General features: G+C 46.5%; 13 protein-coding genes. 2 read left to right on the forward strand and 11 right to left on the reverse strand.

All coding sequences use genetic code 11. The features are described from left to right. The first annotated feature begins 132 nt into the window (after nucleotides 1-132). Nucleotides 133-2,931, forward strand: coding sequence for a chitinase N-terminal domain-containing protein (locus H7T88_RS15425; protein ID WP_221789343.1), 2,799 nt, complete (start codon nucleotides 133-135; stop codon nucleotides 2,929-2,931). A gap of 125 nt (nucleotides 2,932-3,056) precedes the next feature. Here the strand turns inward: H7T88_RS15425 and H7T88_RS15430 are convergent, their stop codons facing one another. The 6 genes from H7T88_RS15430 to H7T88_RS15455 form a co-directional block, all read right to left on the reverse strand. Further along, complete coding sequence (locus H7T88_RS15430) at nucleotides 3,057-3,317, reverse strand: hypothetical protein (RefSeq protein WP_154890682.1); 261 nt, start codon at nucleotides 3,315-3,317, stop codon at nucleotides 3,057-3,059. Nucleotides 3,318-3,825: 508 nt separating this feature from the next. Further along, entirely contained in the window at nucleotides 3,826-4,446 is a 621-nt protein-coding gene (locus tag H7T88_RS15435; protein ID WP_221789194.1) for a hypothetical protein, read from the reverse strand. Nucleotides 4,447-4,675: 229 nt separating this feature from the next. Continuing rightward, the gene (gene phnE, locus H7T88_RS15440; protein WP_090917666.1) at nucleotides 4,676-5,488 is read right to left on the reverse strand and encodes a phosphonate ABC transporter, permease protein PhnE; all 813 of its coding nucleotides are present in this window, start codon (nucleotides 5,486-5,488) and stop codon (nucleotides 4,676-4,678) included. Next, nucleotides 5,485-6,342, reverse strand: coding sequence for a phosphonate ABC transporter, permease protein PhnE (gene phnE, locus H7T88_RS15445; RefSeq protein ID WP_260510943.1), 858 nt, complete (start codon nucleotides 6,340-6,342; stop codon nucleotides 5,485-5,487). The genes phnE (H7T88_RS15440) and phnE (H7T88_RS15445) overlap by 4 nt, the downstream gene beginning before the upstream one ends. Next, a complete protein-coding gene (gene phnC, locus H7T88_RS15450; protein ID WP_090917664.1) occupies nucleotides 6,339-7,136 on the reverse strand; it encodes a phosphonate ABC transporter ATP-binding protein in 798 nt (265 codons plus the stop codon). Before phnC ends, phnE (H7T88_RS15445) begins: the two co-directional genes overlap by 4 nt. A gap of 346 nt (nucleotides 7,137-7,482) precedes the next feature. Next, nucleotides 7,483-8,469 (reverse strand): phosphate/phosphite/phosphonate ABC transporter substrate-binding protein, encoded by a 987-nt coding sequence (locus tag H7T88_RS15455; protein ID WP_154890679.1) that lies wholly within the window; start codon nucleotides 8,467-8,469, stop codon nucleotides 7,483-7,485. A 276-nt stretch (nucleotides 8,470-8,745) separates the two neighbouring features. On the opposite strand from H7T88_RS15455, the gene H7T88_RS15460 reads away from it, so the two are divergent. Beyond that, the gene (locus H7T88_RS15460; RefSeq protein WP_154890678.1) at nucleotides 8,746-10,368 is read left to right on the forward strand and encodes a bifunctional metallophosphatase/5'-nucleotidase; all 1,623 of its coding nucleotides are present in this window, start codon (nucleotides 8,746-8,748) and stop codon (nucleotides 10,366-10,368) included. Between the two features lie 149 nt (nucleotides 10,369-10,517). Here the strand turns inward: H7T88_RS15460 and H7T88_RS15465 are convergent, their stop codons facing one another. The 5 genes from H7T88_RS15465 to H7T88_RS15485 form a co-directional block, all read right to left on the reverse strand. Continuing rightward, complete coding sequence (locus tag H7T88_RS15465; protein WP_154890677.1) at nucleotides 10,518-10,832, reverse strand: hypothetical protein; 315 nt, start codon at nucleotides 10,830-10,832, stop codon at nucleotides 10,518-10,520. A gap of 119 nt (nucleotides 10,833-10,951) precedes the next feature. Further along, nucleotides 10,952-12,313, reverse strand: a complete 1,362-nt coding sequence (locus H7T88_RS15470) for an MATE family efflux transporter (RefSeq protein ID WP_154890676.1) — start codon at nucleotides 12,311-12,313, stop codon at nucleotides 10,952-10,954. Nucleotides 12,314-12,571: 258 nt separating this feature from the next. Beyond that, nucleotides 12,572-12,994, reverse strand: coding sequence for a MarR family winged helix-turn-helix transcriptional regulator (locus H7T88_RS15475; RefSeq protein ID WP_154890675.1), 423 nt, complete (start codon nucleotides 12,992-12,994; stop codon nucleotides 12,572-12,574). Nucleotides 12,995-13,298: 304 nt separating this feature from the next. Further along, the gene (locus H7T88_RS15480; RefSeq protein WP_221789195.1) at nucleotides 13,299-15,140 is read right to left on the reverse strand and encodes an ABC transporter ATP-binding protein; all 1,842 of its coding nucleotides are present in this window, start codon (nucleotides 15,138-15,140) and stop codon (nucleotides 13,299-13,301) included. Further along, a complete protein-coding gene (locus H7T88_RS15485) occupies nucleotides 15,121-16,941 on the reverse strand; it encodes an ABC transporter ATP-binding protein (RefSeq protein WP_221789344.1) in 1,821 nt (606 codons plus the stop codon). The genes H7T88_RS15480 and H7T88_RS15485 overlap by 20 nt, the downstream gene beginning before the upstream one ends. Nucleotides 16,942-17,101: the final 160 nt, after the last annotated feature.

A 17,101-nucleotide genomic window follows, 5' to 3' on the forward strand; every position in this document is an offset into this window, starting at 1 on the left:
GCCAAAATGCCTAATTTTACAAAGTTCGATCTAATTTTTACAATTTGTTATGACTATGTGAGATTTTCATGTGGTAGAATATGGACGAACTCATGAATCAACTAATATTTGGGAGGGATTTGGTTGGGTAAAATGAAACGTTTGCGGGGAGTTTGGTTAAAATCACTCCTGGCATTATCCATGGCTTTGCCACTTCAGATCGGATTATGGAACGGAGATGCTTCGGTTCATGCGGAAGGACCGACAGACCCGGCACCATTCATTCAAGCCAAGGTCGTTAACCAGAACGCTGGTAAGAAAGTGCTGTTCGACAATTCGCACGGTCAGACTGCCGGAGCAGCCGATTGGGTTATAGATGGTGGCTTCTCGGATTTCGGTAATGCTCTGGCGAACGACGGTTATTATGTGAAAGAACTGCGCAAAACGACACCTTTTACCTATGATGATCTGAAAGAATACAACGTATTTGTCATTGCAGAACCTCAAATTCCTTTCAAAACGTCTGAACAGGCGGCATTGAAACAATATGTTGAATCCGGCGGCAGCATCTTCTTCATTGGAGATCACTACAATGCCGACCGTAACAAAAACCGCTGGGATGGCTCTGAAGTCATTAACGGCTATCGCCGCGGTGCATATGAAGACCCAACCAAAGGCATGAGCACAGATGAGCGCAATTCAGCAGCCATGCAAGATGTAACCAGCACGGACTGGTTGTCCGATAACTTCGGCGTACGTTTCCGGTATAACGCACTCGGGGATATTAACGCCAATATCATCGTACCTGCGAATCAAGCATTCGGCATTACCGAAGGCGTATCTGCGGTAGCGATGCACGCAGGCTCCACGCTGGCGATCACAGATCCGGAGAAAGCCAAAGGTATTGTGTACTTGCCAAAAACCAATGCCAAATGGAATAACGCCGTTGACCAAGGTGTATATAACGGTGGCGGGATCGAAGAAGGTCCTTATGTCGCTGTATCCAAACTGGGTGCAGGTAAAGCGGCCTTCATCGGTGACTCTTCCCCGGTGGAAGATGCATCCCCGAAATATTTGCGCGAAGAAACAGGCACACGCAAAACAACATATGACGGCTTCAAAGAAGTCGATGATGCTGTATTACTCGTGAATACGGTAAACTGGCTGGCGACACAAGAAAACTATACTAAGCTGTCCGAAGTAAACGGCCTTACATTGGATACAGCTACAGCGCTGTTACCATTCGAGGAGCCAGCGGCTTCCACTGAACCGCAAGCTGAACCTTGGGCTGCGCCTGCGGCCGGATACAAGTGGTATGATCGTTCAACGTTCAAGCCAGGCTCTTATGGTGGCCCTGCATCCAGTGCTAACGCAGCGTACAGCTTCGTGAAGCAAGATACATTGCCGAATGCCGAAGACTTCCAGATTCGTGTGGTTGTAGAAAATATGGCTCCAAACACTACCGTTTCCGGTTACAGTGCCGGTATTTATCTGACAGGTGGAACACAGGTAGCTATGATCCAGAATGACAGTGGAACATGGCCAACTTCATACGGATACAGCTCGGCGTTTAGTGTAACATCAGATAGCAACGGACGCGGGATCAAAGATCTGAATGTACGCATCAAGCCAGGTACGAATGGTAACGCCAGCTTACGTCTGCGTCAGAACGGTAGCAACCTGATTACCAGTGCGGTAAGCATTGCTAACGTACCTGCAGAGCCACTGCCTGAAGAACAAGGTCCAATTCCAGCAACCATTAGCGTAGCCGAAGCACGCACCAAAGCGGTTGGCACTACAGTTACCGTTGAAGGTGTTGTCACAACGAAACCGGGTTCTTTCGGTGGACAAGCCTTCTATCTTCAGGATGATACAGCGGGAATCTACGTGTTCCAGCACACGAGCGGATTCGATGTAGGTGACAAAGTGAAAGTGACTGCGCCCACAACGATCTACAACAGCGAGTTCGAATTAACCGATGTGGTTGCGATTGAGAAAACTGGAACCGCTTCTGTTCCAGCTCCAGCGCTGGTTACAGCCATCAATGATGCGAATCAAGGTCAACTCGTTCAATTGGAAAATGTAACAGTTCAGAACATCATCAGCGCTACACCTGCCGGTTCATTTGAATTCGATGCGGTAGCTGCGGACGGGACAAGCACACATGTGCGTGTGGATACACGTACTGGTGTGAGCGAAACGACTTTCCCTTATGTTGCTGGTGACAAGATTGATATCACAGGTGTGTCTGCCATTTTCAAAGATGTCTATCAATTGAAACCAAGAAGCTTGGATGACATTGTAGCTTCGGAAGAACAAGGTGGAGGCGAAAATCCTTCTACTCCAGCCGAAGGAGCGCCGGGCAAACCGGTGCTTTCTTCCGATAACGGACATACCACCGGGCTGTCTGATGGTTCATTCAACGTTAGCATGAATCTGTGGTGGGGTGAAAATGCCACCGAGTACAAGCTGTATGAGAACGGTGTCCTTGTGGATACGCAAAAGTTAACAGCAACTTCTCCTTCTTCACAGTTTGCTAAAACGGCGATTAAAGACAAAGCGAACGGAACCTATACGTATGTTGCCGAGCTGATCAACGACAAAGGTGCTACTCGCAGTGACGAGTTAACGGTTCTCATTGCGAACGCGGCTCCAGGTAAAGCCGTTTTGTCTCAAAACAACTGGGACGGCGATGGCAACTACACCGTAACGATGAACCTCTGGTGGGGAACCAACGCAACCGAGTATCGCCTCTATGAAAATGACGTACTGATCGATACGCAAGCATTGAACGCTGCTACACCATCTACTCAAACGGCAAAAACCGACCTGAACGGTCGTGCGAACGGAACATACACGTATCGTGCCGAGCTTGTGAATGCCGCTGGCGTAACTAACACGGAAACCGTCACGGTACAAGTCAGCAAAGCTGCTTTGCCATTGGCGAGCTAGTCTAGTAGTAAGCAAGCTTAAAAGCAATAACGAAAAACCGAAACCAGTCCGGCGGTCAGAAAACAGGCAGCGGTGGTTTCGGTTTTTTTGTAGTTTTTTAGGTCTTTGTCGTTTTTTGAATCAGCTCATCTGAGGCGTGGATTTTCATAACCGTCCCTTACAAAAAGAATACTGTTCCACACCGCACAATAAGCCGCAAAGGCCAAGATACCAATGACAAAAATAAGGTTCATCTGCGTAAATGAAGCGCCGCTACCTATAAAAATAATAAGAATCGCACTGAGTCCGATATTTTCCCGGTTATGCTTTTTAAACTTCTGAAAGATCATTCGGTACAGCAATATAAGCACCATAAAGACGATCCATATCAAATAAAATGTTTCCATAGCATAGTTACCTCCTTGCAAAAAGGTCGACTTTAACGTTAAAAGTTAACGTGTCGAGCCATATATCCAACATCATTATGTACGTTCCAACTTGTCAGCTGCTATATTCAACAGGCAACACCGACACGATCTATTACTCTCGCCACTACTAAAATTGTAACACAGACGACACTCTAATTTTACCAATATATCTAATTTCTAAGAATTAATGAACCATATAAACCCAAGTATCCAGGATGCGATAAACAGCTACACGATCATTTTAATGAACACATATTCTTTTTTCGCTTAAGGAAATACACCACAACAACAAATGGGAACAGCGTTAGCGCCATGTTCAGTATGATACGAGTCCTTCAGCAATACTTAGAATGCCCTTTAGAATCAACAAAATAATCCGTATAATAACCCACGCCTCTTTGAGCATCGGTATCTTATACGGGTAAATGAATGATAACTAAAAATTCTTGCGAGCGGGAAAAAATATGTATAGTTAATTCCGACTCATCTACCTACAATAAGACTCATTTGTACAATATATTTCTTTGCCCCTGTCAATTACAACTGTTACATAATTATCTTCCGCTCGGCCCCTAAAAGTTAGCTTAACATCCGTCTCAAATGTTGTATTAACAAATGGCTTTACCTCATTTTTTTCTATATCTCCTTCTTGTATTTTTCTCATATAAACAACGGTTCGTATGACTTCGTGATCGGTCCGGCTCTCACTTTCCTTCTGGTCTATGACATAAGGCAACTGTTGTTCATCAATAATGTGCTGCACTTGACTTTGAATCTCCGATTGTACATGTTTCGAAGGCGTTCTAAAGAAGTCGAGAATTGCAACTTGGTTTGGAACTACTATAAAATACATTACAACAGATGCTATAAAACAAACGATAATGGTTCCAATTATTCCTGACTTCTCCTTCTTGTTAAGTACATACACCGCGACAACAAACGGAAGAAGTGTTAACACAAGATACAAGAGAGTATGACTTGCTGGAGGAACGTCAAAGATAATGAGACCTTCATCTCCAGATAGCATCAATAGCATTATTAAATAACCAAAAAGCCATCCTCCTCCAATACTCAATATCGATGCAATAATAGGTAAAATAATTCTCAAAATGAAATTCACCTCCTTCTCATATCAAAATCGGAATAACTTACAAATAATTGAATAGAGAATTGAACAAATTGAAAATATATTTTCACTACTTATTTCATCTGAAATATAAGGAATTATTAATATATCGCTAGATTTAGAGCCTGTTTATTTTAAATCAAAAAAAACTACCTCCTGCCGTATCATCCAGCAAAAGATAGTCCTTTTCTCTACCACTTCATTCCGTCACCTACACCAGTTTCTTCCGAATATACCCCGAGATCAGGTCAATTATCGTGATCATCACGATAATGCCGAGCAATATAATGCCGACACGCGGCCAGTTGCGTGTGCTGAGTGCAAAAATCAGCGGTGTTCCGATCCCGCCTGCGCCGATCACACCGAGGATCGTGGCAGAACGAACATTAATTTCGAACCGATACAACGTATAGTTCAGGAAACCCGGGATAACCTGCGGCAAGATGGCAAACCAGAGTTGCTGCAACCGGGTCGCTCCGGAAGCCAGTAACGCTTCGGACGGGCCGTAGTCAATATTTTCAACCTCATCCGCGTACAGTTTACCCAGCATCCCGATCGAGTGAAGTCCAAGGGCTAACACCCCTGCGAATGATCCGGGACCTACGGCCTTAATGAACAAGAGGGCCATAATAATCTCGGGAAACGTACGGATGAAACTAAGCATCATTTTACCCGCACCCGAGATCGCCCGATGTCCACTCATATTCCGTGCAGACCAGAAAGCGAACGGGATACAGAGCACAGCGGAGATCACAGTACCCAGCACAGAAATCGCCAGAGTATCCAGCAGTCCGCGCAGCAAATCCTCGCCTTCCGGCAAATAAACGAAATTCCAGTCGGGCGAGAAAATACCCGCAATAATAGCTTTCATGATCTGTCCGGCGGTTTCCTTGAATCCGGTAAAGGGTACGCCCGCAAGCGCCCATGCATAGACCAGAATTAACAGCAGAATGATAAGCCAGCGCAGCGGATTTTTCCGTGGTTTGGGTCTTGGCCGAATACGGCTCGCTTCATTTTTCATCATAACAATTTCTCCCGCAGCTTAGTGCTCACATAGTCGATAATCAGAACGATGGCTAGTGTGAAAATAATAATGGTATTCGTCTTGTCATACTCCAGGAATCCAAGTGTCGCTTCGTAATAAAGTCCGATACCACCCGCTCCGACGAGTCCAAGGATGGCGGCGGCACGTACGTTAATTTCGAAGGCATACAGCACATAAGACGTGAACTGGGCTGCCAGTTGCGGAACGACACCATAGACAATAAGCTGAATACGGTTCATGCCCACAGCGGTCATCGCTTCAAGCGGCCCTTTATCGATCGTCTCCAGCGTTTCATAGGTGAGCTTGGCGATCAGACCTACCGAGAATACAGCCAGTGCGAGAATACCCGGAACCGGCCCCAGTCCAAATACAGCAACGAACAACGCTGCCAGTAGCAAGTCAGGAACCGTACGAATCAGATTTAATAGAAAGCGTGCCGGATAATAGATCCAGCGGCTCGGCGCCAAATTACCTGCACAGATGATGGAAATAGGAATAGCAATGATTGCACCGATGGTTGTCCCGAGCAAAGCCATACGGATCGTCTCCAGCATGCCCTGTACGATATTGTCAAAATAACTCCAGCGCGGCGGAAACATCTCCTTCAGCAGCTTCCACATCTCCGGGCCACCCGTGAACAGTTCTGCAAAGCTCGCATCCGTCTGCTTGGCGCTCGCCCACAAGAGTAGCACAATGATGACTAGCGTCAGTAGATGTTTGGTCTTCCCCGGTGGTTTGGGGCGATTCACGATCTGCTTCGGGCTTGAGCCAGGTTCCTTGCCTGCACCTGAGCGCCCTTCATGTTCAAGTGAAACGTTGGATTGTCCTTTCATACCAGCACTTCTCCCTGCTCATGCACAGCCTGCTTGTCCAACAACTCATCCGCCAGAATCGGTCTGCCGTAAATTTCAGCAAAACGCTCATCCGTCGCTTCTTCCACCGGACCATCAAATACAACCTCTCCTGCCCGCAAACCAACAATACGTGTCGCATATTCTCTCGCCAGATCAATAAAGTGCAAATTAACAATCGTGGTAATGCCGAGATCCTGATTAATCCGTTTGAGGTCATCCATGACCTGTTTCGTTGTCAACGGATCGAGTGAAGCCACCGGTTCATCGGCCAAAATAATTTTGGCTTCCTGAGCGAGTACACGGGCAATCGCCACACGCTGCTGTTGTCCACCAGACAACTGATCTGCACGAGAGTAAGCCTTCTCCGAGATATTCACCCGATCCAATGCATCAAAGGCCAGTTCTACATCCTCTTTCGGAAAACGACCCAAAATGGTACGAAGTGTGGAATGGTACCCCACCCGACCAGCCAGTACATTGCGCAACACGCTGGATCGTTTCACCAGATTGAAGCTCTGGAAGATCATGCCGATATCCCGGCGGATCAGACGCAGGCGTTTGCCTTGTGCCTTGGTAATGGAGCTACCGTTAATCAAAATCTCACCTTCACTAATATCATGCAGCCGGTTGATCGACCGCAGCAACGTGGATTTGCCTGCACCAGACAAACCGACTACCGCGATGAATTCTCCCTGCTTAAATTTCAAATTTATGTTATTGAGGCCTTTCGTGCCGTTTGCATACGTTTTGGTCACGTTGTGAAGCTCAATCATCGCGTTAATCCTTCTTTCATCCATAATATTTATCGATATAAGTTGAACTAAAGGATGATTTACACAGGCACTTCGATGACAGAATAACCTTACAATCGCTGTTATCCCCAGATTTTTTTGATCCCCTTTTCTAAAAGGGTAAAATCCGGTGATAAAGGCGAACGCTCCGCTTTTCCAGGTTTTTTCTGCCCTCTCCGTTGTTGTGTAAATTAAAAGTTCAACATATATCGTTTCCGCTGTTCCCTAGCAGAAACTTATAATAACGGCACAAGCCAGAACAGCGTCAATTACGCTGAACTGGCCTGTTCACTGTGCAAAGTCACGAATGGCTTGTTGGAACGAAAAACTACTCGGTTTTCACTTTCTCGTTATACTGGCGAACGATATCGAACTTGCTGTCATCGGACTCCACATAACCTTCGTGCGTGTAGATTTCTTTGATGATCTTGTGGCCTTCTGTATCTTTACCGATATCGATGAAGGCTTGTTTGATCTTCGCTGTCCAATCTGCGTTCATGTCGGTACGAACGGCGATCGTATCGTTAGGAATAGGCTCAGTGAAAGCAAGTACTCGTGTATCTTTGAACACATTCGGGTAGTCTTTGGAAACCGTGTTACGGGCATCCTGGAAAATAGCTGCTGCATCTACGTCACCGTTCAATACGGCAAGAACAGCTTGGTCATGGCCTTTAACGGTTACAGGCTGTACATCTTTGAGCGGATCAATGCCGCGATCCAGCAACAAGGCTGCAGGCCATACATAACCAGCGGAAGACGTTACGTTCTGATAAGCCATTTTCTTACCTTTCAGATCCTCAACCGATTGGATCGGAGAGTCTTTTTTGACAATAATCATCGATTTATACGAATCTGCCAGTTGCTCTGTCGGAGCGCCAGTCTCATCATTCACACCAAAACGCTGTGCTTGCAAAATGACTTGTGCTGCTCCTTTTTCTTTCGCAAGTACATAAGCCGTCGGAGGCAGGAAACCTACATCTACTTTTTTGGAAGCCATCGCTTCGATAATCGTGTTGTAGTCCGTGGATACGCTGACTTTCACCGGGATACCCAGCTTGTCGCCAAGCAGTTTTTCCAGCGGTTTTGCTTTTGCTTCAAGGGTGTCTGCATTCTGTGAAGGAACGAATTGCACTGTCAGTTCCGTAGGTACATAACCTTCAGCGGTTTTGTCTTTCTCTGCTGTTTCGGTTGATGTGCCGGACGCGCTTGAATTGGCTTCAGCGCCATTTGACGAATTGGATGTAGCATTAGACCCACATGCACTCAGGAACAGTACCAAAATCAACAATGGTAAAAATAAAGCAGACTTCTTCAATCGAACACCCTCCAAAAGTTTTTCTGATTTTCAATACTTGTCTACTATAATTGGCAAATATTTGCGTGATGTGAAACGAAATTTGGAGTTTTGTAAAGTTTCTTGGCAGGCTGTCAACGTGACATTCTTCTGTTAAAATAGGCTCATTATCGTCGATGAATTCGGAGAAATTACGCTTGGATTAAGGCTTAACATCCGTTATTCAGGCTAGTTTTTCTGCTTCTTTCTACGGTTTATGCCATATATCTAAACTTATATATTAGAGGAGATTGTAAAATGACACGCATTCCCCCTACGACAAACTTCGATATCTTGTTCACAAGTGACCTTCACGGGGCGATTCGCCCGGTCCATTACAATACCAACGCATATCGTCATGCCGGTCTTGCTTTGCTGGCTTCCCTGATTCGGCAGGAACGTGAACGTTCGCCTGAATTACTGTTAATCGATAACGGAGACTTGCTGCAAGGCTCCCCTCTGGCTTCTTATGCAGCTTCTCATGCACCCAAAGCGCAGGCACATCCTTTTATTCACGTCTTAAATGAGCTTGGATACGATGCCGCAGTGATGGGAAACCATGAGTTTAACTATGGCCAGGAATTGTTACGCAGTGCGGTGGAAGGTTCCTCCTTTCCTTGGCTGTCTGCCAATATTGCAGAACTGCCGCTTGCTCCTGAAGGAGCAGGTATTCCGGCTTTTGGCGAACCGTATCTGATCAAGACGCTCTCGACTGGTGTAAAAATCGCCTTGCTCGGTGCAACCACCCATTACATCCCCAACTGGGAGCATCCGAAAAATATTGAAGGGCTGCATTTCATGAATGCGATGGATACGATTCGTACTTGGGTGAAGTACATTCGGGAACATGAACAACCCGACGTACTGGTGGTCAGTTATCATGGGGGATTCGAGTGTGATCTGGAGACGGGTGAACCCGCGGAGCGCTTAACGGGGGAAAATCAGGCATATGCCATCTGCCGAGAGATTGATGGCATTGACATACTACTGACGGGTCATCAGCATCGCCAATTGACCGGCGAAATCCATGGAGTAACTGTAATTCAACCAGGGTTTAATGGCAGTGGATTAGGTCAAGTGTCTGTGCAACTTCAGCAATCGCCGGACACGGGCAAATGGGTGGTAACGGAGAAAAAAGCGAAGTTGCTGTTGCTTGAGGATTACCCTGATCTAAGGCCTGATCCTGCTGTAATGAAGCTAACTAATGAGCTGGAAGCTTCGGCACAAACTTGGCTCGATCAGCCGATTGGCGAAGTAGACGGGGACGGGGATTTATCGATATCCAGTGCCACACAGTTGCGGCTTCAGGCGCATCCTTTTATTGATTTTGTACACCAGGTTCAGATGGAAGCGACAGGGGCACAGCTCTCCAATACCGCAATGCTTAGTGAAGAAGCCCGCGGATTCGGCCACCAGATTACAGTGCGTGATGTCTTGTCCAACTTCATTTACCCTAATACCCTGACTGTGCTCGAACTGAGCGGCAAGGATATTCGGGATGCTCTGGAGCAGACTGCACGTTACTTCGAACTGAACGTATCGGGGGAAGTCATCGTAAATCCGGCGTATATGCAGCCCAAACCTCAACACTACAATTACGACATGTGGGCTGGCATCGAATACGAACTGAACATCTCCAAGCCTGTAGGCAGCCGTGTCGTGAAACTGGAACGTGATGGAAAACAGCTGGAGATGGATGGTACATACTCCGTCGTGATGAACAGTTACCGCGCGGCAGGCGGTGGAGATTATGCGATGTATCCAGGCAAAAAGGTGCTACACGAAGGCGCCACGGACATGGCTGCACTAGTAGAAGATTTCATTCGCAGGAATCAGCCATTACAAGTTCGGGAAGTGCATAACTGGAAGGTCACCAACTGAAGTTTGGATTGTGGAAAACGAAAAATGAACAAGTACATGAATTAAACGAGTACGTGAAAAAGGACGGAGCCGGCTTTATCCGGTTTCGCCCTTTTTACTTTTTATGGAACGAAGACTATGGAATCACTGGTAGGATCAACATTGTTCTATTAAAACAATGAATCCGAGAGAAGCAGTACAATGAGAAAAGCCCCTAACCAGACCAGAAACAAATTTGCAGTTGCGACAGCCCACTTGCTTTTGCCCGAATGATAGAACGCCCAGCATACGAAGGAAAATAATACACCCATGGGATACGTAGCCATAAGGATTGCTGCTATCGTATCTAACAATGGGTGGTCACCAGACTCCCGATAGCCATAAAAAAACAAACTAATCATCAGTGCATACGGATAGGCTACAAGCGTTAATCCATAAATAATATTGAAGAATATAAGCCGATATGCAAGTTTGGGATTTTTCAAAACAGATGGACAACCTCCTTGTGAACAATAAACTCATTTCAGTATATCCACCTGTTCCTATCACGTCATGGTATATTTTACCATTAAAAGCATTAGTATATATCCATGTACATCTCCTTTCAAACAGCAACCTGTTTGTGCATTCTATTCACGCGTCTGTAGTGGTAAGCAAACAGGATGAGTCCCAGCGCACTTGTAATGATCTCCGTTACTGTCATAGACCAGATGATACCTGTAAGGCCATAGAATTTATGGAATACGATAATTACCGGAATAAACAGTGTACCCTGGCATATCGCCATGACATTGGTTGGTATGCCTTCTCCTGCCGCTTTGAAAATGCCTGTAAACAGTCCTGTTAATCCAGTGAACAGAGCAGAGATCAACATCGCTACCAGAATTGAACTTCCCGCCTCCAGTACGGCTACATCCGAAGAGAACAACCGAATGACAGGTTCCTTGAACATATATACAACGCCTATAAACAGAACACCAATACCGACGATATATAGCGAGGCCTGTTTATACGTGGCTTTTAAACGACCAAACTTCTTACTCGCGAAACTGTGTGCCACCAGTGGGATAATCCCCATAAAGATCCCCATTGCAAGAAACTCGGGAAGCTGTACAACCCGTAAAGCAATACCGAATCCCGCGACTACGTTTTCTCCATAGATCATGGCATAATGGTTCAGTAGTAGTGTAGATACAATTAGAAAAGAGGTCTGTAGCAACTCGGAAACTCCGATTTTGAATACTTCCATCTGGTCTTTGACCTGAAGTTTCCAATGTCCCAGAAACCCTCTCAAATTCTCGCTGCGGCGGGACAAAAACCAAACATAATAGGCCGCGGAACATGCATTGGCTAATACAATGGATAAGGCGGCTCCAATCACATGCCAATTCAATATCAGAATCAACAGCACATCCAGAACGATGCTGGCTGCAATACTGATAAACATACCGATCATAGATTCTTTGGATGCGCCTTCCGAGCGAACCAGCTGTTCCAGTGTAAAATTGAGAATAACGATAGCCCCGCCTGCCAAAAGTGTAATGGCATATTGACTGGTGTATTCATATACAGCCTGATCCGCTCCCAGTCCCTGAACAATGGGTGAGGTGAATAACCAGGCAATCAGGGCAATGAGCAAACCAATACCCAAGCTGGAATAAAAGGAATACCCTGCAACTCGTTTCGCTTTTTCCTGCTCCCCTGTTGCCGCTAAACGTGTAATGAATGTGCCACCTCCGACCCCGAACATATTGCCAAAAGCCATTAATACCGTAAAGATCGGCAGTCCCAGCGTAATGGCGCTAAACATGCCCGTATCATGAACCAGACCGATAAAAAACGCGTTGATGAGGTTGTACAATGTCCCCGCAGACATACCAAGCATCATCGGAATGGACAGATGCATAATCGATTTGTGGACAGGCGCTTTGTCCAGATAATAGGAGTTTGAATGTTTTTCTTTCATGGTAACTTCCACCTTTCTTAACCCTTTAACAATTAGAGTTCTAAGTATTTGTTTAAAAAAATACGAATCGAAGTTCATAATATTCTGCAAAGAAATATACAGCTTGATGCATTTACGTTCATAATTACATTTACAACTACAGCCACAATAACAGCTACATTTACAACTTGATTAATAGAACATTAATAGTTTGAATTCTAAGTTTTTGCTGAAGAGCAGTTCATCTGCTCTATACATCCCCAGTTACCGTAATCAAACTTATAAATTCTGATTAACCTTGGTCAGCAAACGCATCAATGTTGCCTGCTCTTCATCCGTCAAACTTTTCACGATCTCGTTCTCCACGGTCGCAAACATCTGCTCTATATCTTGAATCACCTGCTCGCCCTTCGGCAGCACATACAGATTCTTTTGCCGTTCATTGTCAGCAGGAATTTTTCGAACGATATAACCGTTCTTCTCCAGTCCTTTTAACATACTTGTAATCGTTGCATCTCTGCGATTGAATGCGTCAGCCAGATTTTTCTGAATTAATCCTTCGTCCTGATGCTCGTAGATATATCCAATGATTCTTCCTTGCTGTGCGTTCAATCCCAGTTCGTTAACCTGCTCATCGGCTTTGCGTTTGATCTTGATTCCAATCGTTTGAAACAGATCCGAATACGGCGTATTTTCGCGCATGAATTCTCTCCTTCCTGTTTTTCTTTCTCTTTAATTTGTTTCATCACTGTTCGCTTACTTACTTACTTACTTACTTACTTACTTACTCGAACAGATCAAATATCTAAATATTAGATATCTAACTATTCATGAGCTAAATATACAACTGTGACTTCCTCTCTGTCAAGGATCAATATCTTTTTCTTCACTGCACATATCAACATATATAAAAAGGATTGAAGCCCCCTTCCGAGCTCCAATCCTTCTGCTGTTACATCGCTAGCCTAAGTCCCACTCTCCTGCTTGCTTCATGCCAGCCTACACTCTACTGTGCTTTCTTCCGCAGTTGGCTGTTATACAGATCACTATAAAATCCACCCTGTTTCAGCAGCTCATCATGTGAACCCTGCTCCAGCAGTTTCCCGTCCTTAAGTACCAGAATCCGGTCGGCCTGACGAATCGTATTCAGCCTGTGGGCAATAACAAAGCTGGTGCGGCCATGCATCAGACGTTCCAATCCCTCCTGAATTTTGATCTCAGTCACCGTATCAATGCTGCTGGTCGCCTCGTCCAATACCAGAATGGACGGATCAGCCAGGATGGCCCGGGCAATAGCAAGCAATTGCTTTTGTCCTTGGCTAATACCGCTCCCATCCGCTTGAAGCACCCGGTCATACCCGTTCTTCATTCGCATAATAAAGGAATGTGCATTCGCCAGCTTGGAGGCAATCTCCACTTCTTCATCGGTTGCATCCAGACGTCCGAACCGGATATTTTCACGAATCGTTCCCTGGAATAAAAATGAATCCTGCAATACAAACGCCATGTGCGACCGCAGGTTTTCCCGCCGAATGGTTGTCATCTTGTGCCCATCGACGGTAATCGTTCCACTTGTCGGATCATAAAAGCGGGACAGAAGTTGAATCAGCGTTGTTTTGCCTGCTCCTGTTGGACCGACCAGCGCAATCATCTCGCCCGGCTTTGCTTCAAAACTGATGTCACGCAGAATATCACGACCCTCATCATATCCAAAGGAGACTTTATCAAACCGAACGTTGCCCTGAATATTATCCAAGGCAATGGCAGCCCCTTCATCCTTGGATTCCTCATCCTCATCCAGCACCTCGAACACCCGCTCTGCCCCTGCGATCGCAGACAACAGCGTGTTCCACTGATTCGCCAGATCGTTCAACGGACGTGTGAATTGACGCGCGTACTCCACAAAAATAATGATAACCCCTACCGTAACGGAACCCTGTATCGCCAAAATACCGCCAATCCCCGCGACGATTGCAAAGCTCAGGTTGTTGAGTCCATTCATCAGTTTGGGAATAAAACCTGAAATCGTCTGTGCCCAGAATGCGGAAATACGAATGCGCATATTACGCTCCTCAAAGCCGCGAATGACCCGTTCTTCCTGCGAAAAGGCCTTGATGATCCGCTGTCCGGATAACGTTTCCTCAATATAACCGTTGAGTTCCCCCAGATTTCGCTGCCGCTCTTTAAAAAGCGGACCCGTTCTGCGCGTTATCCAGCGCATCCCCAGAGCCATTAGAGGTACAACAATAAATGTGAGTAACGTGAGCAACGGGCTGAGCCACAACATCACACCTAATGTGCCGATTAGCGTTAACACACTCGAAAAAATCTGAATCGCTGAGCTGTTCAGCGTACTGCTGACGTTCTCAATATCGTTGGTGACCCGGCTCATAATCTCACCTTGCTGGCGCTTCCCAAAGAACGGAATCGGCAGCTTATGCAGATGAGCAAACAGATCATAACGCATACGGAATACGGTCTCCTGCGCAATTTCAATCATCCAAATATTCTGGAGCCAGGATGTGAGTGAAAAGAGCACATACACCGCTACCAGTCCGAGTAGAAACCAAGTCCAACTTGAACTGGGCACATCTCCAGAGATAAATTGGTCCACTGCTACACCGACCATATAAGGCCCAAGCAGAGCCAGCGCAGAGCTGGCAAATACCATCAGAAGCACAAGTGAAAGCTTGACTTTGCGGCGTGAGAGGTAACTCCAGATCCGACCAAGCGTGCCTGACCAGTTTTTGGCTCTCACTTTTGGTTTACGCCGACCCCCTGAACGGAGTGACTCGGAATCCAGAACAGGCTGTGGCTGACGGAAAGGCTCAATGAGTGCTTTGAACATACTGTGCGCCCTCCCCATATTGTGATTCATGAATTCGGCGGTATAACTCCGACGACTCCATCAAGTCTTCGTGTTTTCCCTGTCCAATCAGGCGTCCATCATCCAGGAGCAGAATCAGATCGGCGGAAGTGGTTGAACTGATCTTCTGTGTAATCAGAAACGTTGTGCAGGAGAGATCTTCAAGTGCATCTAGAAGTCTGCCTTCAGTAGCTACATCGAGCGCACTTGTGCTGTCATCCAGAATAAGAATGCTTGGACGGCGCACCAAAGCTCTCGCAATGGAGAGGCGCTGCTTTTGTCCGCCCGAAAGGTTAACCCCCCTCTGACCGAGCAACGTATCATACCCGTTCGGCAACTGCTCAATGGTCTCATGGATCTGAGCCCGCTTGGCCGCTTCCACAATCTCTTCCATCGTGGCATCTTCTCGTCCCCAAGCAATGTTTTCACGCACAGAACCCGTGAACAGTACGACTTCCTGAGGAACATAACCAATCGCTTTACGAAGGGTCGGCAGATCCAGCTCGGATGCATCTGTAGCATCAATGCGCACCTCACCTTGTTCTTCCGTATACAAACGTGGAATGAGTTGCACCAGCGAGGATTTTCCTGATCCGGTAGCTCCCATAATCGCAATCCGCTCACCTGCTTTTGCAGAGAACGTAATATCTTCCAGCACTTTAATCTCGCTGTTGGGATAACTGAAACCCACTCCGCGGAACTCAACTTCACCTTGTACGGTACGCTGCTCCTGCTTATGCTGATCGGAGCCATAGCTATGCACATGATTCAATGAACTTTGGGTATCCGTGTGTCCGGCCTGTTCCCGTTGACCCGTACGCTCCGTCTCTGACGTATCCTCGGTTTCAAACACTTCATTCAGACGCTGTGCTGAAGCGCTCGCCCGGGAAAAGGTGACCAAAATCCATGAGAGTGCCGACATTGCTCCAATGGTACGTAGCAAATAGTTAATAACCGCAACGACTTCACCCACGGTTGCCGAACCTGATACGATATCCTTTCGTCCAAACCAAAGCACGGCGATAATACAACCGTTCATCATCAGCAGCATGAATGGCATCGTGGTCTCCGTCAGGCGAAGCGCGGAGATCGTGCCTTTCATCAGCTTGCCGCTGAAGCTGGCAAAGCGTTCAATCTCGTGGCCCATCCGTACAAAAACACGGATCAGCCGGATGCCTGTCAGATTCTCCTGGATGACACCGTTCACGGCATCCAGTCTGCGCTGCACATTGCGGAACAGCAGCGCTGCCTTTTTAATCATCCAGATCACAACAACAAGCAACACCGGCACCATAACAACAAGCAACAATCCCAGCCTCGGACTGACCACCACTGCCATAATCATGCTCCCAATCACTACAAGCGGAACACGGGTCATGAAGCGAAGACTCATAAAGATGGTATCCTGCACCTGGGTCACATCCCCGGTTAACCGGGTGATTAGCGATGATGTCGCAAAACGGTTAAACACGGCATAGGAAAACGTTTGCATCTTGTCGTACAACTTCTCTCGCAGATCATACCCGAATCCAAGACTCGCATGTGAGGCAAAAAATGAACTTGCAATTCCGGCGGCAAATGCGATGACCGCACTGCCAACCAGCACGCCCCCCCACATCCATACGACGGCCAGGTCTCCCTGCTGGATGCCGTTATCAATGATTTTCGAGATCAGATAAGGCTGAGCCAGCTCCACCGTTAATTCAATCAGCATCATAACTAACGCTGCAATGGCGGCGACCCGGTACTTTTTCAAGTGAACGAACAGCTTGAGCATTCCCATTCCTCCGGCCCGGAGCACGTTACTGGCGATACCGCATTACAATCACACCATCAGCTCCGTTATTCTCTTTCTTTAAAGCTATGTAAAATTTCACGTAACCAATACGACTATTATATCGCATTTTCCATCTGCACACCGTTATGTTCTTCTCATTCTTAGT

Origin of the sequence: Paenibacillus cucumis (ex Kampfer et al. 2016) (assembly GCF_019748695.1) — a bacterium.
Classification (GTDB): Bacteria; Bacillota; Bacilli; order Paenibacillales; family Paenibacillaceae; genus Paenibacillus; species Paenibacillus polysaccharolyticus.

Bases quoted from the DNA above. Each gene is read 5' to 3' on its own strand.
- H7T88_RS15430 (WP_154890682.1), bottom strand. From the start codon at position 3,317: ATGGAAACATTTTATTTGATATGGATCGTCTTTATGGTGCTTATATTG.
- H7T88_RS15485 (WP_221789344.1), bottom strand. From the start codon at position 16,941: ATGGGAATGCTCAAGCTGTTCGTTCACTTGAAAAAGTACCGGGTCGCC.
- H7T88_RS15425 (WP_221789343.1), top strand. From the start codon at position 133: ATGAAACGTTTGCGGGGAGTTTGGTTAAAATCACTCCTGGCATTATCC.
- phnE (WP_090917666.1), bottom strand. From the start codon at position 5,488: ATGATGAAAAATGAAGCGAGCCGTATTCGGCCAAGACCCAAACCACGG.
- H7T88_RS15470 (WP_154890676.1), bottom strand. From the start codon at position 12,313: ATGAAAGAAAAACATTCAAACTCCTATTATCTGGACAAAGCGCCTGTC.
- phnC (WP_090917664.1), bottom strand. From the start codon at position 7,136: ATGATTGAGCTTCACAACGTGACCAAAACGTATGCAAACGGCACGAAA.
- phnE (WP_260510943.1), bottom strand. From the start codon at position 6,342: ATGAAAGGACAATCCAACGTTTCACTTGAACATGAAGGGCGCTCAGGT.
- H7T88_RS15480 (WP_221789195.1), bottom strand. From the start codon at position 15,140: ATGTTCAAAGCACTCATTGAGCCTTTCCGTCAGCCACAGCCTGTTCTG.
- H7T88_RS15475 (WP_154890675.1), bottom strand. From the start codon at position 12,994: ATGCGCGAAAATACGCCGTATTCGGATCTGTTTCAAACGATTGGAATC.
- H7T88_RS15460 (WP_154890678.1), top strand. From the start codon at position 8,746: ATGACACGCATTCCCCCTACGACAAACTTCGATATCTTGTTCACAAGT.